Here is a 25885-nt window from a genome sequence, read left to right on the forward strand (position 1 = left end):
AATGTCGCAAGGAGCGGCATTCGGGGTTTTTTATCGAGTCAGAACATAAAGTCCCTTTGCGCCATTGGCAACGTGTCTGCCGGTTCGCACCACAGCAACACACCGTCGGCCTGGGCCTGACAGGTCTGCGGGTCAACGTCGATGCCCGGCAGATGTTGTTGTGAATCAGATCGGTTTTCTGCATGTCACGGCAGCCTCGCTCCGCTCTCCAACTCACGGGACACTTCAGATTTTGCGTGGCAACACCACGGTAAACGTCGTGCCATCAATCTCACGGGAACTGACTTCAATCGTCCCCTGATGGGCGTCGACCACTTCCTTGACGATAAACAACCCCAACCCAAGGCTGGTAGTCGGCTCGCCGAGTTCTTCGCTGGCACTGCGCACCAGCGGGTCGAAAATGGTCGGGATCGCATCGCTGGGGATGGGGGTTCCGTCGTTGTGCACCGTCAGCCGAACGCTGTCGGCCTCGCCCTTGAGTGTCAAGGTCACCTCACGTTTGCTCGAGCCATGCTGCAAGGCATTGCCGATCAGGTTTTGCAGCATCTGATCGAGCCTGCGCGGGTCCCAGGTACCGCGGGTGTCACCCTGTACAGTCAGGGTCGGATTGCACTCCGGTTGACCGGCACAGGCCCGCGCAATCGCTTCGTACACTGCTTCGGCCAGGTCCATGGGCGCCGGCTCGATCGGCAGGCTCTTGCCCAGGCGATTGCGCACCAGTTCCAGCAAATCCCCGACCATCACCGCGAGGTGCCCGGTACTGCGCTGGATATTGATCGCACACTTGAGCGCATCACCTTCGAGCGCGGCTTTGCGCAGCAGGATTTCGGTGGACATGCTCACCGCCTGCAGGGGCGCGCGCAGGTCATGACCGAGGATCGCGAGGAAAATGTCCCGGGAGCGGTTGACCATTTCGGCATAGGCGGCGGTGGATTCGGCCAGGGCTTCGTCGATGGCTTCGTTGAAGCGGATCATGTCCTGGAAGTAGGCCAGGTCAGGCGATTGCAGGCTGTTGACCCACAGGCGGATGACACAGGCGCGCAAATGACGGAACTCACTGGTCATCTGCACCAGATCAAAACCCACGGTATGGCGCAACTCGCCATGGCTGGCACCGGCCTCGTCGAGGCTCGGGGTTTTCTCCGGGCCTTCGCCGCGTGCCTTGGCCGCTTGTTCGGAGGGTGACTGGGGCTTGCACATGTCCCGGGCCGCGGCCAGCAGGATCGACCGGGCATGGTCGCGCAAGGCGACGCTGTCCATGGACTCGGCGGCCGGGGTGATGGACTTGGCGAACTGCTCCCACTCATCGACGATGCGATCAACGTGTAGCACGATGAATTCGGAAAGACGCATGGCGGTTACCTGAGCATGAATCGGGGGACAGCGAATCGAATAGTAGTCCCTTTGGCGGAAAAAACACGACCGCTCATGCGGTGGCACAGGCGGCCACACCGATGGTGGTAGATATATGTTTTTGGCTCCCTGATTTTCGATCCCTCGGAGCCTTTTCAGGAGGCGGTCAAGCAGCTATTTGGACTTTTGTTTCAGGTGCAGGTGAATAAGCTGGTAGTTCTTTTCCTGTCATCAAGGTGATTCAAACGTGTCTGATTTGCATGGAAGCAACTCACAGAAAATACCGGGCGCTGTGTCCATCGATAGTCACGGGATACATTACCGTCGTGCAAACGACGTGATCCCCGGCGCCATCAAAAGTGCGCCGGTGGAGAGGTTGAAGTCCCTGCTGGCGCTCACGCCGAAAATGCCCGAGTGGTATAGCGGCGCGCGGGAAATCGACCGTCAATACCTCAAGCAGTTGATGGCTGAGCGCTGGCGTTTGCAAGACGTACTGGACCAGACCCAGGGCGACTTTAAACACGACATCAATGCCTTCGCCGAGCCGTTGCTCAAAACGGCTTTGCAGTCGAAATTCAGTACGGTCGAGAACTTCAACGAACTCACCGTACAGCTCGAGGTGCCGAGCAAGTTCATTTTCGGCATCGATACCGGGGCCAGTCGTGTCCGCCAATCCACGTTGCTGGAAGCAGCGCTGCACAACTTCGAGGAAGACGAAACGGCACCTGGCGCGTTGCGCAACAGCTCCGGTGTATACCGCAGAGACAGTCGGGGCAGTCTCAGCCTTGAACCGGCCATCACCCTTCCAGCGTTTGCAGCCTTGTGCCGAAGCCTGGACATCGGCGGGCAATACCAGAGACACATCAAGTCCGTCCTGTTGCCCGATACCCCACAGGCACAGCGAACCTTGCAACGGGATTCGGTGGCCAGTGAAAAGGCGGCTTTTCATGTGGCCGCGCTGATTGCCCAGCTAAAGGGCGATATCAGCGATCATGCCTACCGCAAGCTGGTGCAGATACGTGAGGGGAAAGCCGACGTCACCCTGTATGACGAGCCTTTGCATAGTCATCGTTTGTCGCTGATGGGCTTTCGGTTGACGGGCATTGTGCTGTTCAGTGCGGTTAGCGAACCCTCGAAAATCAAGCAATTGGTCGATGAACTGACCCCCGAATCATTAAAGTTCTGGAGTGAATGGTCTGAGCGTATACCGGTGCTGCCTGAAAACGCCTACGAACAGTTCAAGCTGTTGCAGGCATTTCTGGCCAATGGCTCTCAGGGCGTGAGAGAAGACCTGCTGCGTCGGGACGACATACATCAACAAACCCGTATATCCGGCCCATTGATCGCCTACGTTCCAGACGATCCTGACCACCCCGTGAAGGAGTACCCGTCGCTGACCGCGTTCATGAAGGAGCTGCTGGGTCAGTTGAGAAATACGGATTACCAGGCCTTTTTCAGCCGTTTTGTGGCGCAGAAGGACAAAGGGCTGTTTTTCGCCAGGGTCAACGAACGTCTCACGACCTTCACCTGGCGCGAGCGCGAACCGCTCGACATGGGGCCGTGGTGGCGTGAAACCGCGGTTGAAAACCCCAATGCCGAGCCCATCACCAACCGGATTACAGGTGATCTGTGGATTGCTCTTTTTGTGGCGCGTCGTGACAAGGCCATTGCCGATGCTCGGCTCATTGCCGTACCGACCGACGATGAGGATGCCAACGCACGCTTCAAACGCCTGACCAGTTACCTGTCGATCGCCTGGAACGTGTTCAATTTCACCGCAATGCTGGTGCCCGGACTGGGCGAAGCCATGCTCGGCATCATGGTCGCGCAGATGCTCGCCGAGGTGGCCGAAGGCATCGAGGACTGGAGCAAGGGTGACAAGGAGCAGGCCTCTGCCTATTTCAATGGGGTCTTGATCAACTTCGCGCAATTGGCGCTCATGAGCGCCGGACATGTATTGCCCGGCACCGGTGTCGCGCCGATTAAGGTGTCGCCGTTTGTCGAGGGGCTCAAACCCGTGGAGGTCGGCGGCAAGGAGCGTTTGTGGAACCCTGACCTCGCTCCCTATGAACAACCGGTCGTATTGCCCGATGGGGCGAAGGCCAGTGACACAGGCTTGTACCGTCATCAGGAGCAGGACCTGCTGCGCCGTGATGACAAATGCTACGCAGTCAGGCAAGACCCGGTCACTGGCCGGCATCGGATTCAACACCCGACTCGCGCCGATGCCTATCAGCCGCTGTTGGAGCACAACGGTGCCGGCAGTTGGAAGACGGAGCTCGACCAACCGCTCGAATGGGACAAGGGGCAAATACTCAGGCGTCTGGGCGCTTCGGTGGATGGACTTTCCGATGAAACCCTGGAGCAGATTCTGACCGCCAGCGGCATGCACGAAAATATGCTGCGCCGGCTTCACGTCGAACAGGAGACCCCTCCCGCTCTGTTGGCCGATACCCTCAAGCGCTTCAAGGCCCATACCGATGCGCAAGCCTGCGCAGAGCAGATTCTGGCCAACCGGATTGGCGAGGAGTGGGCCGATTACGCCGTGCGATCCATGACCGAAATGGATGGCTGGCCCGACGACAAGGCCATTGAAGTCTTCCAGGGACCTGGATTGACAGGGGCGGCGATCAAGGACGGCTATGCCCAGGCGTCATCGGCCAATACGTTGCAGATGACCTGGTCTGACCTGCTGGCGGGGGCGCTGCCCGGGCGAGTGGTGGGGTTCCTTGACGAACAGGCGCTTCGCGAACTGCTCGATAAATGGTTATCCGGTGACGCGCAGAAGCGTACCGAAGCATTGCGCGATCAATGGGCGGCACAGTTGGGCCAGCGCAAGCGGCAGTTGTTCGACCTTCTGTACAGTCGCCGGACCCGTTCGGACGATCCTCTGGTGAATTTGCTCAAGGGGGATTTTGCAGAGATTTCGATCAGCCAGGCGCAAGAACTGCTGGGTGAGGCGCACCCTTCGGACGTGCGACACCTGAGCGAAAAAAAACGCGTACCCTTGCGGCTGGCGGAACATGCCCGCAAGGCCGCCGAGCAACTGCGGATGACACGGGCCTATGAGGGCCTTTACCTCGACGCCATGCACAACGCTGACACCGCGCGCCTGGAGTTGCACTCCCTGGCGGCCTTGCCGGGCTGGCCGGCGGATGTGCGCCTGGAGGTTCGTGAGTATTCATTCGGGGGCGCGTTGACCGACAGTCTCGGCCCCGTCGACGCATCGATCCGCAAAGTGCTGATCTTGGATGAGGATGGCAAATACGAAGCGAGGGACGACAGCGATCAACACCTGCATGGTGCGGACAATGTGTATGCCGCGGTGCTGCATGCGTTGCCGGATTCGCAACGAGCAGCCCTGGGGTTCGGCATCAACGAGGCAGCACGCCTGGAACAAGCGATAAAGGCACACCCGCTGGATCGTCAGTTGTTTGAGCCGATTCTGCGGGACAACCCGAATTTCAAACCGACTTACGATCCGACCGTCATGCGCCTGCGCGGTGGCATGCAAGGTTATGCGCAGCAGGTCCCGCGCGGCATGGGATTGCGGCGGCGGGCGCGGTCACTGTATCCGGGCTTCTCGCCTGAACAGGTTGAAACCTTGCTGACGGAGTTCACGCACAACGGCGGTTCAGTCGATCAACGGCTGACCGCGCTGGAGGTCGAGTTCAATCGGTTGAACCAGGCATTGCGGCGCTGGGTGGATTCACCGACGACTTCTTTTCGTTTCAGCGCGGCGGGGCGGGCCGAGTGGCAGTCGCGTGAGAAGCTTTACAAGGTTATCCGGCAAAGCTGGCAGCGAACCGGACCCGCAGGGTACGACGCGCCGGGCGTGGTAATGCCGCAGGAGCTGGACCTGAGCCCGGAAAAAATTCCGATGATTCGTCAACACCTGACCAACCTGCCGAAGCTTACGGCCAATTTCGACCATGTCACCCGCCTGACCCTGCTTGAGGGCGGACTGCGTGATGAACATCTGGCTTTTCTGGGTTCGTTTCGCCGAACCAGATACCTCAATCTGCAGGGCAATCTGCTGACTGTCGTGCCGCCGGTGATCAGTGAGATGCCTCACCTCACTGACCTGTACCTCAATGACAACCGCATTGAACTGGATCCCGTGTCAGTGGATCGCCTGAAAAAACTGACGGGTCTACGTTCGTTGGGGCTGCGCGGCAACCCGCTGAAACTCATCCCGGACATTAGCCGGATGCCACGCCTGCATGTGTTGCAGCTCAATGAAACGGGGCTGGATAGTTGGCCCGTCGGGCTGTTTGCACAATTGCGTCCGCGGAATATTTTTCTCGATCTGCGCAATAACCCGATCAGCCAAATCCCCGTCGTTGCGCCCGGTTCGTTCCGTGCCGAGTTACTGGCAAGGACTCTGATCAGCCGCGAACCGCAATGGATCTCGGCGGAAAACCTCGACATTCTCAAAATGTACATCGAATCGGTCGGCATGGACCCCGAACGTCCTTACCCGCCTCGAGGCACGGTGGATAGCGCGCAATGGTCCGCAGGTATGACCGAGCGGCAATGGCAACTCAAGCAGCAAGCCTGGGACGAAGTCGAGGATGAATTCGACTCGCTGCCGTTTTTCAATGAGATCCGTCAGCTCACGATGTCTGCCGACTTCAGGGCCGGGGGCGAGTATCAGGTGGATCTGACGGCCAAAGTCTGGCGGATGATCGAGGCAATGGCGGTTGATAGCGAACTGCGGGTGAAGCTGTTCACCGAAGCTGCCACACCCACCGCATGCGTGGACGGCGGGACGCAGTTGTTCAATGCCATGGGCATGCAGGTGTTGATCCAGGAGGCCTATGCGCTGCAGAGCGTGGATCTGATCGAAGCACAGTTGCTGGAGTTGGCATGTGGCAAGTCCCGGCTCGATGAACTCGGTGCAATCGCCCGCCAGCGGGTCGCGGCGCGCTTGGCGGCCGGCGAGCACTTTCGCAGGGCAGACAGCCTGGGGAATGTGACCGGCACCATCGACGAGGTCGAGGTGCACCTGGCCTACATGACCGATCTGGCAGAACGTCTGGATCTACCGTGGCAGGCCCGTGGCATGCAGTTCCGCAGGATGGCCGAGGTCAGCAGGGACATGATCGACGCGGCGTTCGAGCGGATCGTCGCGCTGGAGGAGGGGGATTTGCTGGTGGAGCGGATTCTTGATCAACCGCTGTGGCGAACCTGGCTGGAGTCGACAAACAGCGAAGAACTCAACGGTTTGAAAAGACGAATCGACGCCACCACCGAGTTGCAGGATGCCTTGCAGAGACGGGGTGAGGTGGTGGCGCCGGCTGACAAGACCGCCGTGGAGCAGGAGATCAAAGCGCTTTGTCGCGAATTGGGCAAAAAGGAAGACGAGTACGCCGCAGGTCTGCAGATGAGTGACGAGGCTTATACCCAAGCGTTGAGTGATATCGATCAGCAGACCAAGCAGCGTCTTCTGACACTTACTCGACAAGCGATGGATCGGGCCGGGTTGGAGCGAATGAGAGTTTCTTCCGGTCAATAAGAACCGAAAATGCCAAGGCCTCGACATAAGAGTGTGGGAAGCGTCTTCAGTTTTCGAGGGTTTTTCCTCGTGCACAAAGCGCTTTCCTGCATCTTTAAACGCTTATCGACAAGCTTTGTTCAACCGCTCTCGAAGTTACTTCACGAAAGCTACAAGACCTTGTGCCATTGCCTACGGTTGCGCCAGAATCCGCCGGCTTGTGCACCTTGGGGCTGGCCTCTATCGTTTCCCTGCCACTGCTCATCAGTGGTCGGGTTTAGTCGCCCGCGTTAACTCGGTTGTGCGTGCATCTGTCATGCAGGTCTTTACCTGTACTTGATGGTGGTTGTACGCAGGGCGCCTTCGGGCGCGCCGGATTGCTGAGTTTCCCGGTCGACTAACCTGCGTACAGCTGCCTCCCCTTTCGTTTAGTCGCAAAAGGGGTGGCACACCATTAGGAAACTCATCCTATGTTCAAGGTAACGCCAAACCCTCCGGAAACCGATCCGGCATCGCCCTACGAATCCCTCGACTCCAACAAACTCCACGAAGCCGCCGAACGCACCCTCGACCATCACTTCCCACCTACCGGAAAAAAACCACCGAAACGCAAAGGCCAGCTCTTCAGCGTTTGCCCGGACATCAACACCGAATCACTCCTGGCCAACGCCTCGCAAGACCTGCTGTCCATCAGTGCAATCGCCGCCGACCTCGCCGACCATGTGCAAGGCTCAAGCCGCTCCGTGGCCCTGGCACTCAGCCGCATGGCCGATGGCGTACATTTGCTGGTGGATAAAGCGCTGGATCACCTGGATGAACCGGAAATGGCGGCAATAATCGCCAAACAAACCAACTGACGAAACCTGCGTTCGATTCTGTAGCAGCTGTCGAGCTTGCGAGGCGGCGTTCGGCTGCGAAGCAGTCGTAAACCCTGGATGCGAGGTTTATCTGAAATACCGCTTCGTCTGACTTTACGACTGCTGCGCAGCCGAACGCAGCCTCGCAAGCTCGACAGCTGCTACGGAGCCGAACGCCGCCTCGTAGGCTCGACAGCTGCTACGGAGCTGAACGCAGGCAAATTCAGAACAGGAAATACCGCTGTGCCATCGGCAATACATCCGCCGGTTCACACCACAACAACACACCGTCGGCCTTGACCTGATAGGTCTGCGGATCGACATCGATATTCGGCAGGTAGTCGTTGTGGATCAGGTCGGTTTTCTGCACCTCGCGGCAGCCTTTGACCACGGCGATTTTCTTCTTCAAACCCAGGGCCTCGGGAAGGCCGGCTTCCTGCGCGGCCTGGCTGATGAAGGTCAGGCTGGTGGCATGCAACGAGCCGCCGAAGCTTGCGAACATCGGACGATAATGCACCGGTTGCGGGGTCGGGATCGAGGCGTTGGCGTCGCCCATCAGGCTGGCCGCGATGGCGCCGCCCTTGAGAATCAGCGTCGGTTTCACGCCAAAAAACGCCGGACGCCACAGCACCAGATCGGCCCATTTGCCGACTTCCACCGAACCCACTTCGTGACTGATGCCATGGGTGATCGCCGGGTTGATGGTGTACTTGGCGATGTAGCGTTTGGCGCGAAAGTTGTCGTTGCCTTCGCCATCACCGGGCAAGGGGCCGCGCTGTTTTTTCATCTTGTCGGCGGTCTGCCAGGTGCGCGTGATGACTTCGCCGACCCGGCCCATGGCCTGGCTGTCGGAGCTGATCATCGAGAACGCGCCGAGGTCGTGGAGGATGTCTTCGGCGGCAATGGTCTCGCGGCGGATGCGGCTTTCGGCGAAGGCCACGTCTTCGGCAATGCTTGGGTCCAGGTGGTGGCAGACCATCAGCATGTCGAGGTGTTCGTCGATGGTGTTGCGGGTGAACGGCCGGGTCGGATTGGTGGAACTCGGCAGTACGTTGGCAAAACCGCAGGCCTTGATGATGTCCGGTGCGTGTCCGCCACCGGCACCTTCGGTGTGATAGGTGTGAATGGTGCGGCCCTTGAAGGCGGCGAGGGTGGCCTCGACGAAACCGGACTCGTTGAGGGTGTCGGTGTGGATCGCCACCTGAACATCGTACTGATCGGCCACGCTCAGGCAGTTGTCGATGCTCGCCGGCGTGGTGCCCCAGTCCTCATGCAACTTGAGGCCGATGGCACCGGCCTTGACCTGTTCGATCAACGGCTCCGGCAGGCTGGCGTTACCCTTGCCGGTCAGGCCAATGTTCATCGGGAAGGCATCGGCAGCCTGGAGCATGCGCGCCAGGTGCCATGGTCCGGAGGTGCATGTGGTCGCATTGGTGCCGGTGGCCGGCCCGGTGCCGCCGCCGATCATGGTGGTGACGCCGCTCATCAGCGCCTCTTCGATCTGCTGCGGGCAGATGAAGTGGATGTGGGTGTCGATGCCGCCAGCGGTGAGGATCATGCCTTCGCCGGCGATGACTTCGGTGCTGGCGCCAATGGCGATGCTGACGTTGGGCTGGATGTCCGGGTTGCCGGCCTTGCCGATCGCGGCGATGCGCCCGTCCTTGAGGCCGACGTCGGCCTTGACGATGCCCCAGTGATCGATGATCAGCGCGTTGGTGATCAGGGTGTCGACCACTTCGGCGGCGAGCAACTGGCTCTGACCCTGTCCGTCACGGATCACTTTGCCGCCACCGAATTTCACTTCTTCGCCGTAGATGGTGAAGTCCTGTTCCACTTCGATCCACAACTCGGTATCGGCCAGGCGCACCTTGTCACCGACGGTGGGACCGAACATGTCGGCGTAGGCTTGTCTTGAGATTTTCATGCGCTTGCCTTGGGATTCAATTGTATTTGAGACCGCTCGCGTCGCTCGCTATCGCAGCCTCGCTTCGCTCGACAGCTCCTACAGGGGGATCGTGTTTCCCCGTAAATCGCGTTTTTCTGTAGGAGCTGTCGAGCGAAGCGAGGCTGCGATCTTTTGATCTTTAATCAAGATCGCCCATGATCCTGCCGGCAAACCCGAACACCCGACGATGCCCCGCCAGATCCACCAACTCCACCTCGCGACTCTGCCCCGGTTCGAAACGCACCGCCGTGCCGGCCGGGATGTTCAGGCGCATGCCGCGACTGGCGGCACGGTCGAACGCCAGGGCGTCGTTGGTTTCGAAAAAGTGGTAATGCGAGCCGACCTGGATCGGCCGGTCGCCACTGTTGGCCACCATCAGGCTGAGGGTACGCCGGCCGACGTTGAGTTCGATCTCGCCGGGCTGGATCTGGTATTCACCGGGAATCATCAATGGGCTCCTTGGAGAATCTTGTAGTAGAGGGCGGTCGGTTTGTAGCGGCCGCTCGGGTCGCAGGCGTAGTCGGGAATTTCGCCGGCGCGGGTATAACCCAGCGCCTTGTAGAAGTCTTCGGCAGGAGAGCCCGCCTCGGTGTCGAGATAAAGCATGCCGCGCTTGTGCTGCAGGGCGGCCACCTCCAGAGCGCTCATCAGTTGCTGGCCCAGACCGCGGCGCCGCGCATGTTCACGCACCAGCAGCTTCTGCACTTCGGCGCGGTTCAGGCCGTTGGCTTTCTGGCACAAACCCAACTGCACGCTGGCCTGCACCTGTTCGTCCTTGACCACCACCCACAGCAACAGATTGCCCTTGTTCAGGTTGTCCTGGACCTCATCGAAATAGGCGTGGGCCTGGGTCGCATCGAGGTCCGCCATGAATCCGACACTGGCGCCATAGCCGACGGCATCGAGCAGCAGGTCGATCAGTCCCTGGCGATAATGCGCAAAGCTTTCAACGTTGACGCGTCGCAGTTGGGCGGCGTTCATCGGGCATTACTCCTGGTCGACGCTCGGCGGTTGCGCGCCGGGATCAAGGGTCAGTTGCATGAAGGTCAGGTCCAGCCAGCGACCGAACTTGGTGCCGACCTGGGGCATTTGCCCGGTGGTGATAAACCCGATGCGCTCATGCAAGCGAATGGATGCGGCGTTACCGCTTTCGATGGCGGCGACCATCACGTGCTTGCCGCAGCCTTTGGCGCGTTCGATCAGTGCTTCCAACAGTTGCGGGCCGAGGCCATTGCCACGCTGGTCGCTGCGCACGTAGACCGAGTGCTCGACGGTGTGGCGGAAACCGTCGAAGGGCCGCCAGTCGCCGAACGAGGCGTACCCGAGCACCGAGTTGTCGGCATCGACAATCACCAGAATCGGATAACTCTGGGATTGCCGGGCGCTGAACCAGGTCTGGCGGTTTTCGAGGTCGACCGCTTGCTCGTTCCAGATCGCCGTGGTGTTGAGCACCGCGTCGTTGTAGATGTCACGAATGGCCGGCAGATCGGCATGCACGGCATCGCGAATGTGGTAAGTCATGGCGCGACCTCAGGCGATGGGTTGGTGGACGGTGACCAGTTTGGTGCCGTCGGGGAAGGTGGCCTCGACCTGGATTTCCGGGATCATTTCCGGGATGCCCTCCATCACCTGTTCGCGGGTCAGCAGAGTGGTGCCCAGGTGCATCAGATCGGCCACGGTCTGGCCGTCGCGGGCGCCTTCAAGCAGCGCGGCGGATATGTAGGCCATGGCCTCCGGGTAATTGAGCTTCACACCGCGAGCCAAACGCCGCTCGGCCACCAGGCCGGCAGTGAAGATCAGCAGCTTGTCTTTTTCGCGTGGGGTCAGGTCCATCGTAGACATCCATCCGGGCAGATTAAAAAGTTCGGATCTGTGAATACAAACCCTGTGGGAGCGGGCTTGCTCGCGAATGCGGAGTGTCATTCAACATCAATGCTGACTGGCCCACCGCATTCGCGAGCAAGCCCGCTCCCACATTCGATCGCATTTCAGGTGCTCCATATTCTGGGTGACACGGCCTCGCGACCCAGAAGGGCGGGGCGTAACAACTTCCAAAGTTCAATCAACCATCCCCGTGCCAACAACGCTTCACTGGCCAGACACCGTGCAACCAGCAACCCAGGCAGTTGGGTCAGATCCCCGCGCACGTCGTTGGGCAGCGAGCGGCAGGTTTCCAGCAAGTCGCTATCGATTTCCCCAGTCACCAACAACGTCGCAAACACCGGTTGCCCATCCAGCCCGATGGGCGAATCAAGCAAACCGTCCGCCCCGACAATGCGCTGGCGCTCATGCCAGAGCAACTGACCGTTGCGGCGGATATCCAGATGCGCCTGGAAGTGTCCAAGGTCGAAGCGCTCGCCACTGGCCGGACGGCCCAGGGCCACGACGTCCCAGTAGAACAGCCGCGCATCGCCTTCAAGGTCAATTGTGGTGCTGAGTTCAGCCTGGGCAGCGCTGAATATGATTGTCTCCTGGGGCAGCCATTCCAGTGTCGCGCCGGCCGCCACCTTCAACTTCAGTTGCTGATAAGCGGGGCCGGCGGCGCGATACCACTTGGCTGCACCGGGGCTGGTGATCTGTGCCCAGGCATCGCGTTCGACGCTGGCCGCGATGTCCAGCCGATCACCACCGGCAATCCCGCCGGGTGGGTGGACGATGATGTGCTGGCAGACTTCCGGTCCTTCGGCATACAGGTGTTTTTGTACCCGCAGCGGACCTTTATGCCGGCGCAGAACCGGGCGCGAGGTCTCGCCGAACCGGGCGTAACCGAGTTCGAGCTCGGCATGCCAGCTGGGCGTGAACAAAAGGGAGGCAGGTAGATTCATGGTTTCTAATTATCGTCAGGATGCTACAGATTAGATCGAACCTTAGATGGTAACCAAGCCGCGCACACCTTCGGCTTCCATGTTCTCGCCGCGACCCTGTTGCACGATTTCGCCCCGGGACATCACCAGGTATTGATCGGCCAGTTCGGCGGCGAAGTCGTAGAACTGCTCGACCAGTAGAATTGCCATGTCGCCCCGGGCGGCGAGTTTTTTGATCACTGCTCCGATTTCCTTGATCACCGACGGCTGGATGCCTTCAGTGGGCTCATCGAGGATCAGCAGGCGAGGGCGACTGGCCAACGCACGGCCGATGGCCAGTTGTTGTTGCTGGCCGCCGGACAGGTCGCCCCCCCGGCGTTGCTTCATTTGCAGCAGCACCGGGAACAGCTCGTAGATGAACGCCGGCACTTCCCTGGCTTCGCTACCGGGGAAACGCGACAGCCCCATCAGCAGGTTTTCTTCCACGGTGAGGCGGCCAAAGATCTCCCGGCCTTGCGGCACGTAGGCAATGCCGGCATGCACGCGCTGGTGCGGCTTGAACGTGGTGATCGGTTTGCCTTCCCACTTCACCGCACCCTCCTTGGCGGGCAGCAGGCCCATCAGGCATTTGAGCAGGGTGGTCTTGCCCACGCCGTTGCGCCCGAGCAGGCAGGTGACCTCGCCGACCTTCACGTCGAATGTCAGGCCGCGCAGGATGTGGCTTCCGCCGTAGTACTGGTGCAGTTTTTCGACTTGCAGCATTTCCATAATCTCCCCAATCTCCTGTGGGGGCGGGCTTGCTCGCGAAGGCGGAGTGTCAGGCAACTTTTATGTTGAATGTGCCGACGCATTCGCGAGCAAGCCCGCTCCCACAGGGGATATGTATTTGCAGGTTTAGCGACCGAGATACACCTCGATCACCCGCTCGTTGTCCTGCACCTGCCCCAGTGACCCCTCGGCCAGCACACTGCCCTGATGCAACACGGTGACGTGGTCGGCGATGGAGCCGACGAAACCCATGTCGTGTTCCACCACCATCAGCGAATGCTTGCCCGCCAGGCTCTTGAACAGCTCGGCGGTGAATTCGGTTTCGGCGTCGGTCATGCCCGCTACCGGTTCGTCGAGCAGCAGCAATTGCGGGTCCTGCATCAGCAGCATGCCGATCTCCAGGAACTGTTTCTGGCCGTGGGACAGCAGGCCGGCCGGGCGATTGACCGAGCTGGTCAGGCGAATGGTCTCCAGCACTTCGGCGATGCGATCTTTTTGTTCACCGTTCAAGCGCGCCCGCAGGCTGGCCCATACCGACTTGTCGGTTTTCTGTGCCAGTTCCAGGTTCTCGAACACGCTCAAGGCTTCGAACACCGTCGGCTTCTGGAACTTGCGGCCGATACCGGCCTGGGCGATCTGCACTTCGCTCATCTGCGTCAGGTCCAGGGTTTCGCCGAACCAGGCCTTGCCGTGACTGGGGCGGGTCTTGCCGGTGATCACGTCCATCAGCGTGGTCTTGCCCGCGCCGTTGGGGCCGATGATGCAGCGCAACTCACCGACGCCGATGTACAGGTTCAGAGTGTTCAGCGCACGGAAGCCGTCGAAGCTGACGCTGATGTCTTCCAGGGTCAGGATGGTGCCGTGGCGCGTGTTCAAGCCTTTACCGGCGCGCTGGCCGAGACCGATGGCGTCACGGCTGCTGCCGGCGTCCTTGTTGGGTTCTACGGGGAAAAACGCCGGTTCGAGCATGAATTCAGCGGTTGCCGTGATTCTCATGATTCACCTCTTTTCTTCAGCAGACCGATCACGCCTTTGGGCAGGTACAGGGTCACAACGATGAACAGCGCGCCGAGGAAGAACAGCCAGTACTCGGGGAACGCCACGGTGAACCAGCTCTTCATGCCGTTGACCACACCGGCACCGAGCAATGGGCCGATCAGCGTTCCGCGACCGCCAAGGGCCACCCACACCGCCGCTTCAATCGAGTTGGTCGGCGACATCTCGCTCGGGTTGATGATGCCGACTTGCGGCACGTACAGCGCTCCGGCCAGGCCACACAACACCGCGCTCAACACCCAGACAAACAACTTGAACCCGCGCGGATCGTAGCCGCAGAACATCAGGCGGTTCTCCGCGTCACGCAGGGCGGTCAGCACCCGGCCGAACTTGCTCTGCGCCAGGCGCCAGCCGATGTACAGGCTCGCCACCAGCAACAGCACCGTGGCGAAAAACAGCACCGCGCGGGTGCCTGGTTCTGTGATGCCGAAGCCAAGAATGGTGCGGAAGTTGGTGAAGCCGTTGTTGCCGCCAAACCCGGTTTCATTGCGGAAAAACAGCAGCATGCCGGCGAAGGTCAGGGCCTGGGTCATGATCGAGAAGTACACCCCCTTGATCCGCGAACGGAAGGCGAAGAAACCGAATACCAACGCCAGCAACCCCGGCGCCAGGACCACCAGGCACAAGGTCCAGAGGAAGCTGCTGGTGCCGGTCCAGAACCACGGCATTTCGGTCCACGACAGGAAGGTCATGAACGCCGGCAAACCATCGCCCGAGGCCTGGCGCATCAGGTACATGCCCATCGCGTAACCGCCAAGGGCGAAGAACAGGCCATGGCCGAGGGACAGCAGCCCGGCGTAGCCCCAGACCAGATCGAGGGCCAACGCGACAATGGCGTAACAGAGGATTTTGCCCACCAGGGTCAGCGTGTAGGCGGAGACGTGCAGCGTGTTGTCCGCCGGCAACAGCGACAGCAGCGGCAATGCCAACAACAGAGCGAGGATCAACGCACCGACGGCAATCGTGACTTTCGGGCCGGCCTTTTGCGTGGCCGTGATCAATAGAGGTTGGTTCATCAGTCGATCACCCGTCCTTTGAGTGCGAAGAGACCTTGCGGACGTTTCTGGATGAACAGAATGATCAGCGCGAGGATGAGGATCTTGCCGAGCACGGCACCGATCTGCGGTTCGAGAATCTTGTTGGCGATCCCCAGGCCGAACGCCGCCAGCACGCTACCGGCCAACTGACCGACACCGCCGAGCACCACTACCAGGAACGAGTCGATGATGTAGCTCTGGCCGAGGTCCGGGCCGACGTTGCCGATCTGGCTCAGGGCCACGCCACCGAGGCCGGCGATGCCCGAGCCGAGGCCGAAGGCGAGCATGTCCACGCGCCCGGTGGGTACGCCGCAGCAGGCGGCCATGTTGCGGTTCTGGGTGACGGCGCGCACGTTCAGGCCCAGGCGTGTCTTGTTCAGCAGCAGCCAGGTCAGCACCACCACAAACAGCGCAAAGGCAATGATTACGATGCGGTTGTACGGCAGCACCAGGTTCGGCAACACTTGAATCCCGCCCGACAGCCACGCCGGGTTGGCCACTTCGACGTTCTGCGCGCCGAACACCAGGCGAACCAGTTGAATCAGCATCAGGCTGATACCCCAGGTGGCGAGCAGGGTTTCCAGCGGACGGCCGTAGAGGTGGCGAATCACCGTACGCTCCAGCGCCATGCCGATGGCCGCGGTGACGAAAAACGCCACGGGTAACGCGACCAGTGGATAGAACTCGATGGCCTGCGGCGCGAAGCGCTGGAACATCAGTTGCACCACATAGGTCGAGTAGGCGCCGAGCATCAGCATCTCGCCGTGGGCCATGTTGATCACGCCGAGCAGGCCGAAGGTGATCGCAAGCCCCAGGGCGGCGAGCAGCAGGATCGAGCCCAGCGACATGCCGCTGAAGGCCTGGCCGAGCATCTCGCCGACCAGCAGTTTGCGTTTGACTTGAGAGAGGCTGGTTTCAGCGGCGGTACGTACATTCGCCTCGGTTTCAACGCCCGGCTCCAGCAGGCTTTCGAGGCGGGTGCGGGCCAGCGGGTCGCCGGTCTCGCCGAGCAAACGCACCGCGGCGAGGCGCACAGCCGGGTCAGCGTCCACCAATTGCAGATTGGCCAGGGCAAGGCTGAGGGCGGCGTGAACGCTCTCGTTCTTCTCGCCCGCCAGTTGCTGGTCGAGGAATTTCAACTGTGCCGGTTTGGCGCTCTTCTGCAATTGCTGCGCGGCGGCCAGACGGATTTTGGCGTCGGCAGCGAGCAACTGATGACTGGCCAGTGCGGTGTCGATCAGTCCCCGAAGGCGGTTGTTCAGGCGCAAGGTTTTCGGCTGGCCGTCGACGGTCAACTCGCCTTGTTGCAGGGCGTTGATCAGTTCGATGCGGGCCGGATCGGGCTGCGCCGCCCAGGTTTCCAGCAGTCTGGCTTGCTGCACGGGATTGGCGGCGACGAAGTCTTCGGCGTCGCCGGCGTGGGCGGCCATCGGCAACAAGAGGGCGATGGCGAGGAAGAAGCGGTAGAGGGCGGTGGGCATAAATAGTCGCCTTGACGCGGACATTGTGGGAGCGGGCTTGCTCGCGAAGGCGGAGTGTCATTCAGCAATGATGTCGACTGACACGACGCTTTCGCGAGCAAGCCCGCTCCCACAGGGAATTGTGTCGGACCGGACAATTTCGTCAGGGCCGACATCCAGTGGCTTAGTTGCTCTTCACCGCATACTCCGGCTTCTTGTCGTTGCCCTGGATGAACGGGCTCCAAGGCTGGGCGCGGATCGGCCCTTCGGTCTGCCACACCACGTTGAACTGACCGTCGGCCTGGATCTCGCCGATCATCACCGGCTTGTGCAGGTGGTGATTGGTCTTGTCCATGGTCAGGGTGTAGCCGGACGGCGCGGCAAAGGTCTGGCCGGCCAGGGCTTCGCGGACTTTGTCGACGTCGGTGGACTTGGCTTTTTCCGCCGCTTGCGCCCACATGTGGATGCCGACATAAGTGGCCTCCATCGGGTCGTTGGTCACTGCTTTGTCGGCGCCTGGCAGGTTGTGTTTTTTCGCGTAGGCCTTCCAGTCATCGACGAACTTCTTGTTCACCGGGTTCTCGACCGATTCGAAGTAGTTCCACGCCGCCAGGTTGCCCACCAGTGGCTTGGTGTCGATGCCGCGCAGTTCTTCTTCGCCGACCGAGAACGCCACAACCGGAACGTCGGTGGCTTTCAGGCCCTGGTTCGCCAGTTCTTTGTAGAAAGGCACGTTGGAGTCGCCGTTGACGGTGGAGATAACGGCAGTCTTGCCGCCCGCCGAGAACTTCTTGATGTTGGCGACGATGGTCTGGTAGTCGCTGTGACCGAACGGGGTATAGACCTCTTCGATGTCCTTGTCGGCCACGCCTTTGGAGTGCAGGAACGAACGCAGGATCTTGTTTGTGGTGCGCGGGTAGACGTAGTCGGTGCCGAGCAGGAAGTAGCGTTTGGCGCTGCCGCCTTCTTCGCTCATCAGGTATTCAACGGCAGGGATCGCCTGCTGGTTGGGCGCGGCGCCGGTGTAGAACACGTTCGGCGACATTTCTTCGCCTTCGTACTGCACCGGGTAGAACAGCAAGCCATTGAGCTCTTCGAACACCGGCAGTACCGATTTGCGCGATACGGAAGTCCAGCAACCGAACACCACGGCGACCTTGTCCTGGGTCAGCAACTGGCGGCCCTTCTCGGCGAACAGTGGCCAGTTCGACGCCGGGTCGACCACCACCGGTTCCAGCATCTTGCCGTTCACGCCGCCCTTGGCGTTGATCTCGTCGATGGTCATCAGCGCCATGTCTTTCAACGACGTTTCGGAGATCGCCATGGTCCCGGACAACGAGTGCAGAATACCGACCTTGATGGTCTCGGCGGCCTGGACGGTCCAGGTCATGCCCATTGCGGCAATGGATGCCGAGAGAGTGAAAGCCTTGATCAAACTGCGACGCTTCATTGTGCGATCTCCATGAACTTATGAGTTTTCTTGGTTGGCAGATGCGGACTACTGAAGGTGTGTTTTGCAAGGGCTGTGCCCAGTCGGCAAAAGGCAGGGAAATGTCGTTTTAGAGCGGTTGCATGGTTTGATGGCGCACCATGAGAGGACATGGTCAGAGGTCTGGTGCGCCGAGGTGCGTCACATTGGGGCGCGAATGTTATGAGCAGCACAAATCAAACGTGGGAGCGGGCTTGCTCGCGAAGAGGGCGTGTCAGTCACCATTTAAGGTGTCTGACCTACCGCTTTCGCGAGCAAGCCCGCTCCCACAAAGTCAGTGGCGCATCAACTCAGCTTTTGATGCAGGTTTCAAAACCATGTCCGCCACCTTCGTACTCCGGGCCGTAATAGTACTTGGTGAATGAAGTTTTCCCGTCAGGAGTTGAAGCAATTTTCGCAATCCCGACGCCGTAATCCTTGAGCGACGGATCCGTATGAGCAAAGTAAATCGCCAGCGAATTCAAGTCGGTGGCAGCAAACCCGTCATACCGGGAATTGTCGAGCAATGTCAGAGTAAATCCGTAGGCGCCATGTTCGCCGGTACTTTGTTCGGCATTGAGCTTCATGTCGACAACACCTTCAAACTCACCGATATGGCTGTCCATTCCGGTACATTGATATCGACCGCTGTAGTCAACGCCAGTAAAGGGTGGCTTGGATGCCCATGCAGGCGTTGAAACAAATGCGATGGATATGATGAGTTTTTTGAACATCTTTACCTCTTTCCGCTCTTGTAGGAGTAGTGACGATTAAGGTGTAGGAATAATCGTCATTGAAGTGCGCGAGTGTTTTTATTATTCAACTCGCGGGAGCGGAGTATGAGTGTGGTAATGAATTTGTTAAGCGTTAACTCAATACGAAGTTTTTCCGGGCATACATGCAGTTTTGAAATTTGCTTTAATTAAACATGGCGTTAACGACGTCGCATCAAGCCGATGAAGAACAACCCGCCAATCGCCGCCGTGGCCACCCCGATGGGCAAGTCTTCGGGCGCAATCATCGTCCGGGCGGCGACGTCGACCCAGACCAGAAACACGCTGCCGAGCAACACGCACACCGGCAGCACTCTTCGGTGCTCAGCCCCGACCAGACGACGCGCGATGTGCGGCACCATCAGCCCGACAAAACCGATCGAGCCGCTGATCGACACCAGCACCCCGGTCATCAGCGATGCAATCAGAAATACCCGCAGGCGCACGGTGCGCGCATTCAGGCCCAGGGTCACTGCCGTCTGCTCACCGGCCATCAGCGCATTCAACGGTCGCGCCATGCCCAGCAGCAAAACCAGCCCGAACAACACACTTGCCGTCGGTACCGCCAGCAATTCCCAACGTGCCAGCCCGAGTCCGCCGAGCATCCAGAACATCACCGCTGAACTGGCCCGATGGTCGCCCATGAACAGCAGCAAATTGGCAATCGCCATCATCACGAACGACACCGCCACACCACACAGCAGCAAGCGGTCACTGTCGAGGCGACCGTGGCGGCTGGCGATCATCAGCACCACCAGCATGCTCAGCAATGCCCCGATAAAAGCCGCGATCGGCAAGGTCAGCAGGCCAACGATTTCACCGACATGCAGCACCACGATCACCGCTCCAAGTGTGGCGCCGGAAGTCACACCGAGCAGGTGTGGGTCAGCCAACGGGTTGCGCGTGACCGCTTGCAGCACCGCGCCGATCAGTGCCAACCCGGCGCCCACCAGCGCGCCAAGCAGCATGCGCGGGACACGGATCAGCCAGACGATATGCTCCTGCCCAGGGCTCCAGTCCGGCACACCGAAGCCGAACAGTTTGTGCAACAGGATGCGCCACACCACGTCCAGCGGTACCCGCGCCGGGCCGAAACCCAGGGACACCACACACGACACCAGCAACAGGGCACCGAGGACGATCAGCAACAGGGCGTAGCGACGGTTGATCATTCGCCGTGGAAACCCTTGGCCAGGGTGGCGACCGCCAGCACGTTATCGATGCCCGGCGTGGCCTGCACGTACGGGATGACGATGAAGCGCCGGTGCTTGATCGCGTCCACCGATTGCAGGGCCTTGTTGGCCAGCAGGAACTGAATCTTCTGTTCGGCGGTGATTTCGCTGTAGTCGACGATCACGATCACCTGCGGATTGTGTTCGACCACGCTTTCCCAGTTGACCCGGGTCCAGCTTGCGTCGACATCCTCCAGGATGTTGCGCCCGCCAGCGGCGTCGATCAGCGCTTGCGGCACGCCCAGACGGCCTGAGGTCATGGCCCGGTCTTCGCCGCTGTCGTACAGGAAGACCCGCGGTCTTTGCGCGGGCAGGGTTTTGCGAATGTCCGCCACTTGCGCCTGCATGTGGGCGACCAGGGCATTGGCGCGGTCCTGCACGTCGAAGATCCTGCCGAGGTTGCGCAGATCGTTGTAGGTGTCTTCGAGGCTGGCCGGTGGGCGCTTCATCACGAAGGCGCAGGATTCGCTCAGCTCATACACATTGATGCCCAGCGGCTGCAGGGTCTGCGGAGTGAGATCGCCGCCGACGCGCATGCCGTAGTCCCAGCCGGCGAAGAGGAAATCGACGTTGGCATTGAGCAGGGTTTCCACCGACGGGTACTTGGCCGCCAGCTCCGGCAGACCGTCGAGCAGCGACTGCATGTCGGGTGTCACGGCCTTCCAGCCACTGACGCCGCTGTAGCCGGCCATCCGCGGCTTGAGGCCGAGGGCGAGCATCATCTGGGTCATGTTGATGTCGTGGCTGAGGGCGTGTTGCGGTGCTTGCGTGAAGGTCACTTCGCGGTTGCAGCTTTTGACTGTCAGCGGGTAATGGGTGGCTTCGGCCAAGGCCTGGGCGCAGCCCGACAGCATCATGAGGCAGAGGCCGGAGCGCAGCAGGGAACGCAAATTCATGGTTGGGTTATCCAGGTGATCCGTGGGTAGCCGTGCAAGGGATGTTCATCGATCAGGGCTTCGACGCCGAACACATTGCGCAGCAGCGCAACTGTCAGGACTTCTTTCGGCGTGCCGCTGGCGACGATGCGGCCGTGGTTGATCACGTACAGCCGATCACAAAAAGCTGCCGCCAGATTGAGGTCGTGGATGCTTGCCAGGGTGCCGATGTCCAGGCGCTTGACCAACTTCAAAAGCTCAAGCTGATAGCGCGGGTCGAGGTGGTTGGTCGGTTCGTCGAGGATCAGCAGTTGCGGTTGCTGGGCCAGGGCGCGGGCGAGGATGACCCGCTGTTTTTCACCACCGGAGAGGGTAGCGAACCCGTGGTCTTCGAACCCCTCGAGACCGACCGACGCCAGGGCTTGATTGATGAGATTCGAGTCTTCAAGCGTGTCGCCATCGAACAAGCCTTTGTGCGGCGTGCGGCCCATGGCGACCACTTCCTCGACGGTCAGGCCGAAGGCGTCCGGGAACTCCTGCAACACCACAGCAATGCGTTGCGCACACCAGCGTGAGGACTGCTTCCAGACATTGTGGTGATCAAGCCTGACCTCGCCGCTTTCCGGTTTGTTGAAGCGCCAGGCACAACGCAACAGGCTGGTCTTGCCGCTGCCGTTGGGGCCGATCAGCCCGACGAACTCACCGGCGGCCACATGCACACAGGCATCACGCAGCTGGAATTGGTGATGGCAATGACCGTGACCCAGGGGCGTCCAGGAAATGTTTGCGAGGTTCAGCGAGGTCATGCAGTGGCTCTTGAGGTGATGCTGATGGCCTCTTCGCGAGCAAGCCCGCTCCCACAGGGATTGCGTAAGACCTGTGGGAGCGGGCTTGCTCGCGAAGAGGCCCGAAAGGACACCCTGAATGCGAGAGGGTGACGCGCGGGGGAGTTTACAGCCCATTGAGCCCCGCGCATCTCAGCTGATTCATGATGAAGATGAGGCGCCCTCAGTCTGCCGGGTAAAACGCGACAGCAGCACACGATCCAGCACCCAGACCGCCACCAGCGAAGCACCCACCAACGGAAAGGCTACGGCCAGGGCAAACATGATCACCATCGCGGTTTTCCATTTCGGCAGATCGTGGCGCAGCGGCGGCACGCCGAGTTTTCCTTGCGGACGACGCTTCCACCAGATCACCACGCCGCTGACCGCGCTGAGCAGAATCATCAGGCAGATCAGCAACACCACGATCTGGTTGAACACGCCGAACATCTTGCCTTCGTGCAGCATCACGCCGATTTCCGTAGCACGGGCGACGCTGCCGTAGTGTTCAAAACGCACGTCGGCCAGAACCTTGCCGGTGTATTGGTCGATGTGCAACGTGGCGTCATTACGCGGGTCGTCGGCGAACACCGAGATGGTGAACACGCCGGTCGCGGATTTCGGCAAAGTGATGCTGTAGCCCGGTTCGACCTTACTCTGCGTGGCGATGTCTTGTACGTCTTGCAGGCTGATAGTCGGCGCGGCCGGGCCGGTCGATGCACCGTCGTGGGCCATGTGTTCGGCATGGTCGCCGGACATCGGCATCGGCGTATTTTCCATGGCCCATGGCACGGTCTGGCGGGTCGCGGTGTTGAGGCTGCGCGCCTCGACATCGGACTTCGGTACGTCATCCCACATTGTCGCCGGAAAGACGTTCCACACGGCCGCGTATTGCTGGCCCCAGAACCCGGTCCAGGTCATGCCGCTGAGCAGCATCACCAGCAACAGGGAGGCGCCCCAGAACCCGGTGACCGCGTGCAGGTCACGCCACAATACGCGCCCGCGACTGTTCAAGCGTGGCCATAGAATGCCCGCCGCCTGACCGCGCGGCCACCACAGGAAAATGCCGGACACCACCAGCACCACACCCCAACCGGCGGCCAGTTCGATCAGCCGATCGCCGACGGTGCCGATCATCAGCTCACCGTGAATCGCCCGCGCGATGGCTTGCAGGTTCTTCTTGGCGTCTTGCTCGCCGAGGATGTCGCCGTGGTAAGGGTCGACAAATACATTCAGCTCGGTGCCGCCATTGAGCACGACAAACTGTGCGCTGCGTTCGGCATTGACCGGTGGCAGGTACTGCTTGATCGTTGCTTGTGGATACGCGTCTTTCACACGCTTGAGCAGGTCGTCGGCCGGTACGGTGTGATGACCGGCCGGGACGTTGAGCAGGCTGCTGTACATCAGCGAATCGAGCTGCGGCTTGAACAGGTAAATGGTGCCGGTCAGGGCCAGCATCACCATGAATGGCGCAACGAACAATCCGGCATAGAAATGCCAGCGCCAGGCCAGGTTGTAGAAATTCACTTTGGGTTGTTTCATCACGTGTGCTCCGCTTGGCTGGATCTTTTAGTTGTTTGTTTTGCGGTTGCTGCGCAACCGATCGCGGGCAAGCCCGCTCCCACAGAGGGAGCGGGGCCCTCAAGGGTTAGAAACTCATGTCCACCTTGGTCCAGAGCGTTCGCCCCGGTTCCTTGATGGCTTGCGGGTCATTGGCGGGGTAGCCGAAGCCGGCGTTGCCGGCCAGGTTCAAGTGCTCGGCGTATGCCTTGCCAAACAGGTTGTCGACGCCGCTGCTGACCTTCCAGTTGCTGTTGATCCGATAGGCACCGTTGAGGGAGAACACGGCGAAGCCCGGCGTCTTGCCGAAGTCCTTGCCGACCACGTTGCCCTTGTTCTGGTCGATGCGGTTTTGCGCGGCAACCACTCTCCACAATGCGCCGGCGCTCCAGTTGTCTTCGCTGTAGGTCAGGCCGAAACGGGCATCCAGCGGCGGCATCTGCGGCAATGCAGAGCCATCGCTGCTGTTCTTGCCCCAGGCGTAGGCCAGGGTCGCGTCGGCTTTCCAGTTTTCGGTGAAGTTGTAAGCGGCGCCCAGCTCGCCGCCCATGATTCGCGCGTCGATGTTTTCGGCTTGCGAGGTCGTGCCCATCATCGTTGGGGTGTAGTTGAACAGGATGTAATCGCGCACCTGCCCGACGTAACCCGAGGCCCAGGCTTCGAGTGCTTCGGTCTTGTATTGCAGGCCGAAATCGAGTTGGGTGGTTTTTTCCGGTTTGATCGAATCGAAGGCATTCACCGAACCGGCGGGGCCGGATTTGGGTGAAAACAGCTCCCAGTAATCCGGGAACCGCTGGGTGTGACCGAGGCCCGCGTACAAGGTGGTCGGGCTGTCGGCCAGGTCATGTTCGTAGCGGATGAAGCCACTGGGCAGGGTGTCGGCGCGGGTGTCGTCGGCGGTCGGATTCGGGCGGGTCATCATTCCCGAGCCGATGGTCTGCCGATAGTCCTTGGCCGAGGCGCGGTCCAGGCGTGCGCCGCTGATCAAACGGTCACGGTCGGCGGCGTACCAGGTCAGTTCGCCGAAGACCCCGTAGTTATGGAAGTCGGCATCCTTGGTGTAGGGCAGGTCCTTGTAGGCGTCGACGCCCATGGCGCCGCGCTGGCGATGTTCGTTGGTCTGCGCGTCGATGCCGCTGATCAGTTGCACATCTGCCCAGCGCCAGGTGGCCTTGACCCGGGCGCCGAGGGTACGGCGGTCGACGTTGGAGGCCATCGGGCCGGCCATCTTGCCGGTGCCGGACGGCGTGCGCAGGGTGTAGTTGTCCATCACGTGGTCGGCGTAGTTGTAGTAGACCTGGGCTTCGACCGTATCCAGCACATCGCCGATGTTGGATTTCTCGAAGCGCAGGCCGAGGCTTTCGCGCAGGAACTGCGAACCGTCCATGCTGCGCCCGGCGTAGCGCGCCTCGCCGTCACCCTTGCCGGCGGTCAGCTCCAGCAGGGTATCGGCATCCGGGGTCCAACCGAGTGCGACGTCGCCGTTCCATTTGTCGTAGCGCGATGGGACGGTGTCGTTGTTGCCATCCTGGTAGTCGTCTGCATGTGCGGTGTTGCCGATTACCCGCACGTAGCCCAGTGGCCCGCCGGCAGCGGCATCCACCAGCTTGTCGAAACGCCCGTTGGAGCCGGCCAACACGCTGGCATTCACTCTCGAACCTAGTTCGCCGAAGCTTTCCGGTTCGCGGTCGAACAGGATGGTGCCGGCCGAAGCGCCCGGTCCCCAGAGAACGGTTTGCGGGCCTTTGATCACGGTCAGCTTGTCGTAGGTTTCCGGCGAAATGTAGGAAGTGGGGGCGTCCATCCGGCCCGGGCAGGCGCCGAGCATCATGCCGCCGTTGGTGAGAATGTTCAGCCGCGAACCGAACATGCCGCGCAGCACCGGGTCGCCGTTGGTGCCGCCGTTGCGCACCTGGGCGAAACCGGGAATGGTTTTCAGATAATCCGAGCCGTCGCTGGCCGGCACCGGTTGGCGCGGGTCCTTGGGGTTGGTGACGATGGTCAATGGCGAGCTGGGGGCAACGGCGGTAATCACCGTCGGGCTCAGTTCTTCACTGTGACCGGCGTGTTCATCGGCCAGCGCAGAGGGCGCCAGCAAAGCACCGCAGAGGATCGCGGTGGCGTGCCTGAAACGAATGCAAGACTCGTTCAGGGCAAAAGAGGCTTGGGCAGTGCTCAAGCACGGGACAGCAGAAAACCTGGACATGACAACTTCCATCGAACAGTCGTAAACGACACGGCCGGCAGCCTGAAGCTGTCCCTGTGGGAGCGGGCTTGCTCGCGAAAGCGGTGTGTCAGACGACATCAACGTTGACTGACACTCCCTCTTCGTCGGATCGCCGCCCGGAGCAAGCCCGCTCCCACAGGTTGCTGTGG

The 25885-nt window shown here is 60.6% G+C and carries 20 protein-coding genes and 1 pseudogene; 2 read left to right on the forward strand and 19 right to left on the reverse strand.

Features of this window, described 5'->3' with window-relative positions; all coding sequences use genetic code 11:
• Positions 1 to 38 precede the first annotated feature (38 nt).
• Positions 39 to 199: pseudogene (locus tag AC07W4_RS07510) on the reverse strand (hypothetical protein); the annotation flags it as partial.
• A 26-nt stretch (positions 200 to 225) separates the two neighbouring features.
• Entirely contained in the window at positions 226 to 1353 is a 1128-nt protein-coding gene (locus AC07W4_RS07515; protein WP_495032008.1) for a sensor histidine kinase, read from the reverse strand.
• Positions 1354 to 1600: 247 nt separating this feature from the next.
• Between AC07W4_RS07515 and AC07W4_RS07520 the strand changes: the two genes are divergently transcribed.
• Entirely contained in the window at positions 1601 to 6871 is a 5271-nt protein-coding gene (locus AC07W4_RS07520; RefSeq protein ID WP_495032009.1) for a dermonecrotic toxin domain-containing protein, read from the forward strand.
• A gap of 449 nt (positions 6872 to 7320) precedes the next feature.
• Positions 7321 to 7707 (forward strand): DUF6124 family protein, encoded by a 387-nt coding sequence (locus tag AC07W4_RS07525; protein ID WP_495032010.1) that lies wholly within the window; start codon positions 7321 to 7323, stop codon positions 7705 to 7707.
• Positions 7708 to 7930: 223 nt separating this feature from the next.
• On the opposite strand, the gene ureC is transcribed toward AC07W4_RS07525, so the two are convergent.
• The 17 genes from ureC to AC07W4_RS07610 all read right to left on the reverse strand — a co-directional run bounded on the left by ureC (position 7931) and on the right by AC07W4_RS07610 (position 25715).
• A complete protein-coding gene (ureC, locus tag AC07W4_RS07530) occupies positions 7931 to 9631 on the reverse strand; it encodes an urease subunit alpha (protein ID WP_495032011.1) in 1701 nt (566 codons plus the stop codon).
• A 160-nt stretch (positions 9632 to 9791) separates the two neighbouring features.
• Positions 9792 to 10100 (reverse strand): urease subunit beta, encoded by a 309-nt coding sequence (locus AC07W4_RS07535; protein WP_495032012.1) that lies wholly within the window; start codon positions 10098 to 10100, stop codon positions 9792 to 9794.
• Positions 10100 to 10633 (reverse strand): GNAT family N-acetyltransferase, encoded by a 534-nt coding sequence (locus tag AC07W4_RS07540; protein WP_495032013.1) that lies wholly within the window; start codon positions 10631 to 10633, stop codon positions 10100 to 10102. Before AC07W4_RS07540 ends, AC07W4_RS07535 begins: the two co-directional genes overlap by 1 nt.
• A gap of 6 nt (positions 10634 to 10639) precedes the next feature.
• Positions 10640 to 11173 carry a GNAT family N-acetyltransferase gene (locus AC07W4_RS07545; protein WP_495032014.1) on the reverse strand — a complete coding sequence of 178 codons (534 nt, stop codon included), beginning with the start codon at positions 11171 to 11173 and terminating at the stop codon, positions 10640 to 10642.
• A gap of 9 nt (positions 11174 to 11182) precedes the next feature.
• A complete protein-coding gene (locus AC07W4_RS07550) occupies positions 11183 to 11485 on the reverse strand; it encodes an urease subunit gamma (protein ID WP_007999380.1) in 303 nt (100 codons plus the stop codon).
• A gap of 155 nt (positions 11486 to 11640) precedes the next feature.
• Positions 11641 to 12477: an urease accessory protein UreD gene (locus AC07W4_RS07555; protein WP_495032015.1), complete on the reverse strand. Its 837-nt coding sequence runs from the start codon at positions 12475 to 12477 to the stop codon at positions 11641 to 11643.
• Positions 12478 to 12519: 42 nt separating this feature from the next.
• A complete protein-coding gene (gene urtE / locus AC07W4_RS07560) occupies positions 12520 to 13218 on the reverse strand; it encodes an urea ABC transporter ATP-binding subunit UrtE (RefSeq protein WP_495032016.1) in 699 nt (232 codons plus the stop codon).
• Between the two features lie 132 nt (positions 13219 to 13350).
• Positions 13351 to 14220 carry an urea ABC transporter ATP-binding protein UrtD gene (gene urtD, locus AC07W4_RS07565; RefSeq protein ID WP_495032017.1) on the reverse strand — a complete coding sequence of 290 codons (870 nt, stop codon included), beginning with the start codon at positions 14218 to 14220 and terminating at the stop codon, positions 13351 to 13353.
• On the reverse strand, positions 14217 to 15296 hold the full coding sequence (gene urtC, locus AC07W4_RS07570; RefSeq protein WP_495032018.1) for an urea ABC transporter permease subunit UrtC: 1080 nt from the start codon (positions 15294 to 15296) through the stop codon (positions 14217 to 14219). Before urtC ends, urtD begins: the two co-directional genes overlap by 4 nt.
• Positions 15296 to 16798, reverse strand: a complete 1503-nt coding sequence (gene urtB / locus AC07W4_RS07575; RefSeq protein WP_495032019.1) for an urea ABC transporter permease subunit UrtB — start codon at positions 16796 to 16798, stop codon at positions 15296 to 15298. The genes urtC and urtB overlap by 1 nt, the downstream gene beginning before the upstream one ends.
• A gap of 163 nt (positions 16799 to 16961) precedes the next feature.
• Entirely contained in the window at positions 16962 to 18227 is a 1266-nt protein-coding gene (urtA, locus tag AC07W4_RS07580) for an urea ABC transporter substrate-binding protein (protein ID WP_008053994.1), read from the reverse strand.
• A 329-nt stretch (positions 18228 to 18556) separates the two neighbouring features.
• A complete protein-coding gene (locus AC07W4_RS07585; protein ID WP_495032020.1) occupies positions 18557 to 18979 on the reverse strand; it encodes a hypothetical protein in 423 nt (140 codons plus the stop codon).
• A gap of 200 nt (positions 18980 to 19179) precedes the next feature.
• Positions 19180 to 20190: a FecCD family ABC transporter permease gene (locus tag AC07W4_RS07590; RefSeq protein WP_495032021.1), complete on the reverse strand. Its 1011-nt coding sequence runs from the start codon at positions 20188 to 20190 to the stop codon at positions 19180 to 19182.
• Positions 20187 to 21146: an ABC transporter substrate-binding protein gene (locus AC07W4_RS07595; RefSeq protein WP_495032022.1), complete on the reverse strand. Its 960-nt coding sequence runs from the start codon at positions 21144 to 21146 to the stop codon at positions 20187 to 20189. The genes AC07W4_RS07590 and AC07W4_RS07595 overlap by 4 nt, the downstream gene beginning before the upstream one ends.
• Complete coding sequence (locus AC07W4_RS07600; RefSeq protein WP_495032023.1) at positions 21143 to 21931, reverse strand: ABC transporter ATP-binding protein; 789 nt, start codon at positions 21929 to 21931, stop codon at positions 21143 to 21145. The genes AC07W4_RS07595 and AC07W4_RS07600 overlap by 4 nt, the downstream gene beginning before the upstream one ends.
• 180 nt (positions 21932 to 22111) lie before the next feature.
• Positions 22112 to 23491, reverse strand: a complete 1380-nt coding sequence (locus AC07W4_RS07605) for a PepSY-associated TM helix domain-containing protein (protein WP_495032024.1) — start codon at positions 23489 to 23491, stop codon at positions 22112 to 22114.
• A gap of 106 nt (positions 23492 to 23597) precedes the next feature.
• Entirely contained in the window at positions 23598 to 25715 is a 2118-nt protein-coding gene (locus tag AC07W4_RS07610; RefSeq protein WP_495032025.1) for a TonB-dependent copper receptor, read from the reverse strand.
• Between the last annotated feature and the right edge of the window lie 170 nt (positions 25716 to 25885).

The sequence above is a fragment of the Pseudomonas sp. GW821-FHT02A08 genome (assembly GCF_059422045.1).

Coding starts and splice junctions, on each gene's coding strand:
- urtB (WP_495032019.1), bottom strand. CDS start 16,798: ATGCCCACCGCCCTCTACCGCTTCTTCCTCGCCATCGCCCTCTTGTTG.
- AC07W4_RS07600 (WP_495032023.1), bottom strand. CDS start 21,931: ATGACCTCGCTGAACCTCGCAAACATTTCCTGGACGCCCCTGGGTCAC.
- AC07W4_RS07595 (WP_495032022.1), bottom strand. CDS start 21,146: ATGAATTTGCGTTCCCTGCTGCGCTCCGGCCTCTGCCTCATGATGCTG.
- AC07W4_RS07555 (WP_495032015.1), bottom strand. CDS start 12,477: ATGAATCTACCTGCCTCCCTTTTGTTCACGCCCAGCTGGCATGCCGAG.
- AC07W4_RS07525 (WP_495032010.1), top strand. CDS start 7,321: ATGTTCAAGGTAACGCCAAACCCTCCGGAAACCGATCCGGCATCGCCC.
- urtE (WP_495032016.1), bottom strand. CDS start 13,218: ATGCTGCAAGTCGAAAAACTGCACCAGTACTACGGCGGAAGCCACATC.
- AC07W4_RS07585 (WP_495032020.1), bottom strand. CDS start 18,979: ATGTTCAAAAAACTCATCATATCCATCGCATTTGTTTCAACGCCTGCA.
- AC07W4_RS07610 (WP_495032025.1), bottom strand. CDS start 25,715: ATGTCCAGGTTTTCTGCTGTCCCGTGCTTGAGCACTGCCCAAGCCTCT.
- AC07W4_RS07590 (WP_495032021.1), bottom strand. CDS start 20,190: ATGATCAACCGTCGCTACGCCCTGTTGCTGATCGTCCTCGGTGCCCTG.
- urtA (WP_008053994.1), bottom strand. CDS start 18,227: ATGAAGCGTCGCAGTTTGATCAAGGCTTTCACTCTCTCGGCATCCATT.
- AC07W4_RS07545 (WP_495032014.1), bottom strand. CDS start 11,173: ATGACTTACCACATTCGCGATGCCGTGCATGCCGATCTGCCGGCCATT.
- urtD (WP_495032017.1), bottom strand. CDS start 14,220: ATGAGAATCACGGCAACCGCTGAATTCATGCTCGAACCGGCGTTTTTC.
- AC07W4_RS07540 (WP_495032013.1), bottom strand. CDS start 10,633: ATGAACGCCGCCCAACTGCGACGCGTCAACGTTGAAAGCTTTGCGCAT.
- AC07W4_RS07550 (WP_007999380.1), bottom strand. CDS start 11,485: ATGGACCTGACCCCACGCGAAAAAGACAAGCTGCTGATCTTCACTGCC.
- ureC (WP_495032011.1), bottom strand. CDS start 9,631: ATGAAAATCTCAAGACAAGCCTACGCCGACATGTTCGGTCCCACCGTC.
- AC07W4_RS07515 (WP_495032008.1), bottom strand. CDS start 1,353: ATGCGTCTTTCCGAATTCATCGTGCTACACGTTGATCGCATCGTCGAT.
- urtC (WP_495032018.1), bottom strand. CDS start 15,296: ATGAACCAACCTCTATTGATCACGGCCACGCAAAAGGCCGGCCCGAAA.
- AC07W4_RS07535 (WP_495032012.1), bottom strand. CDS start 10,100: ATGATTCCCGGTGAATACCAGATCCAGCCCGGCGAGATCGAACTCAAC.
- AC07W4_RS07605 (WP_495032024.1), bottom strand. CDS start 23,491: ATGAAACAACCCAAAGTGAATTTCTACAACCTGGCCTGGCGCTGGCAT.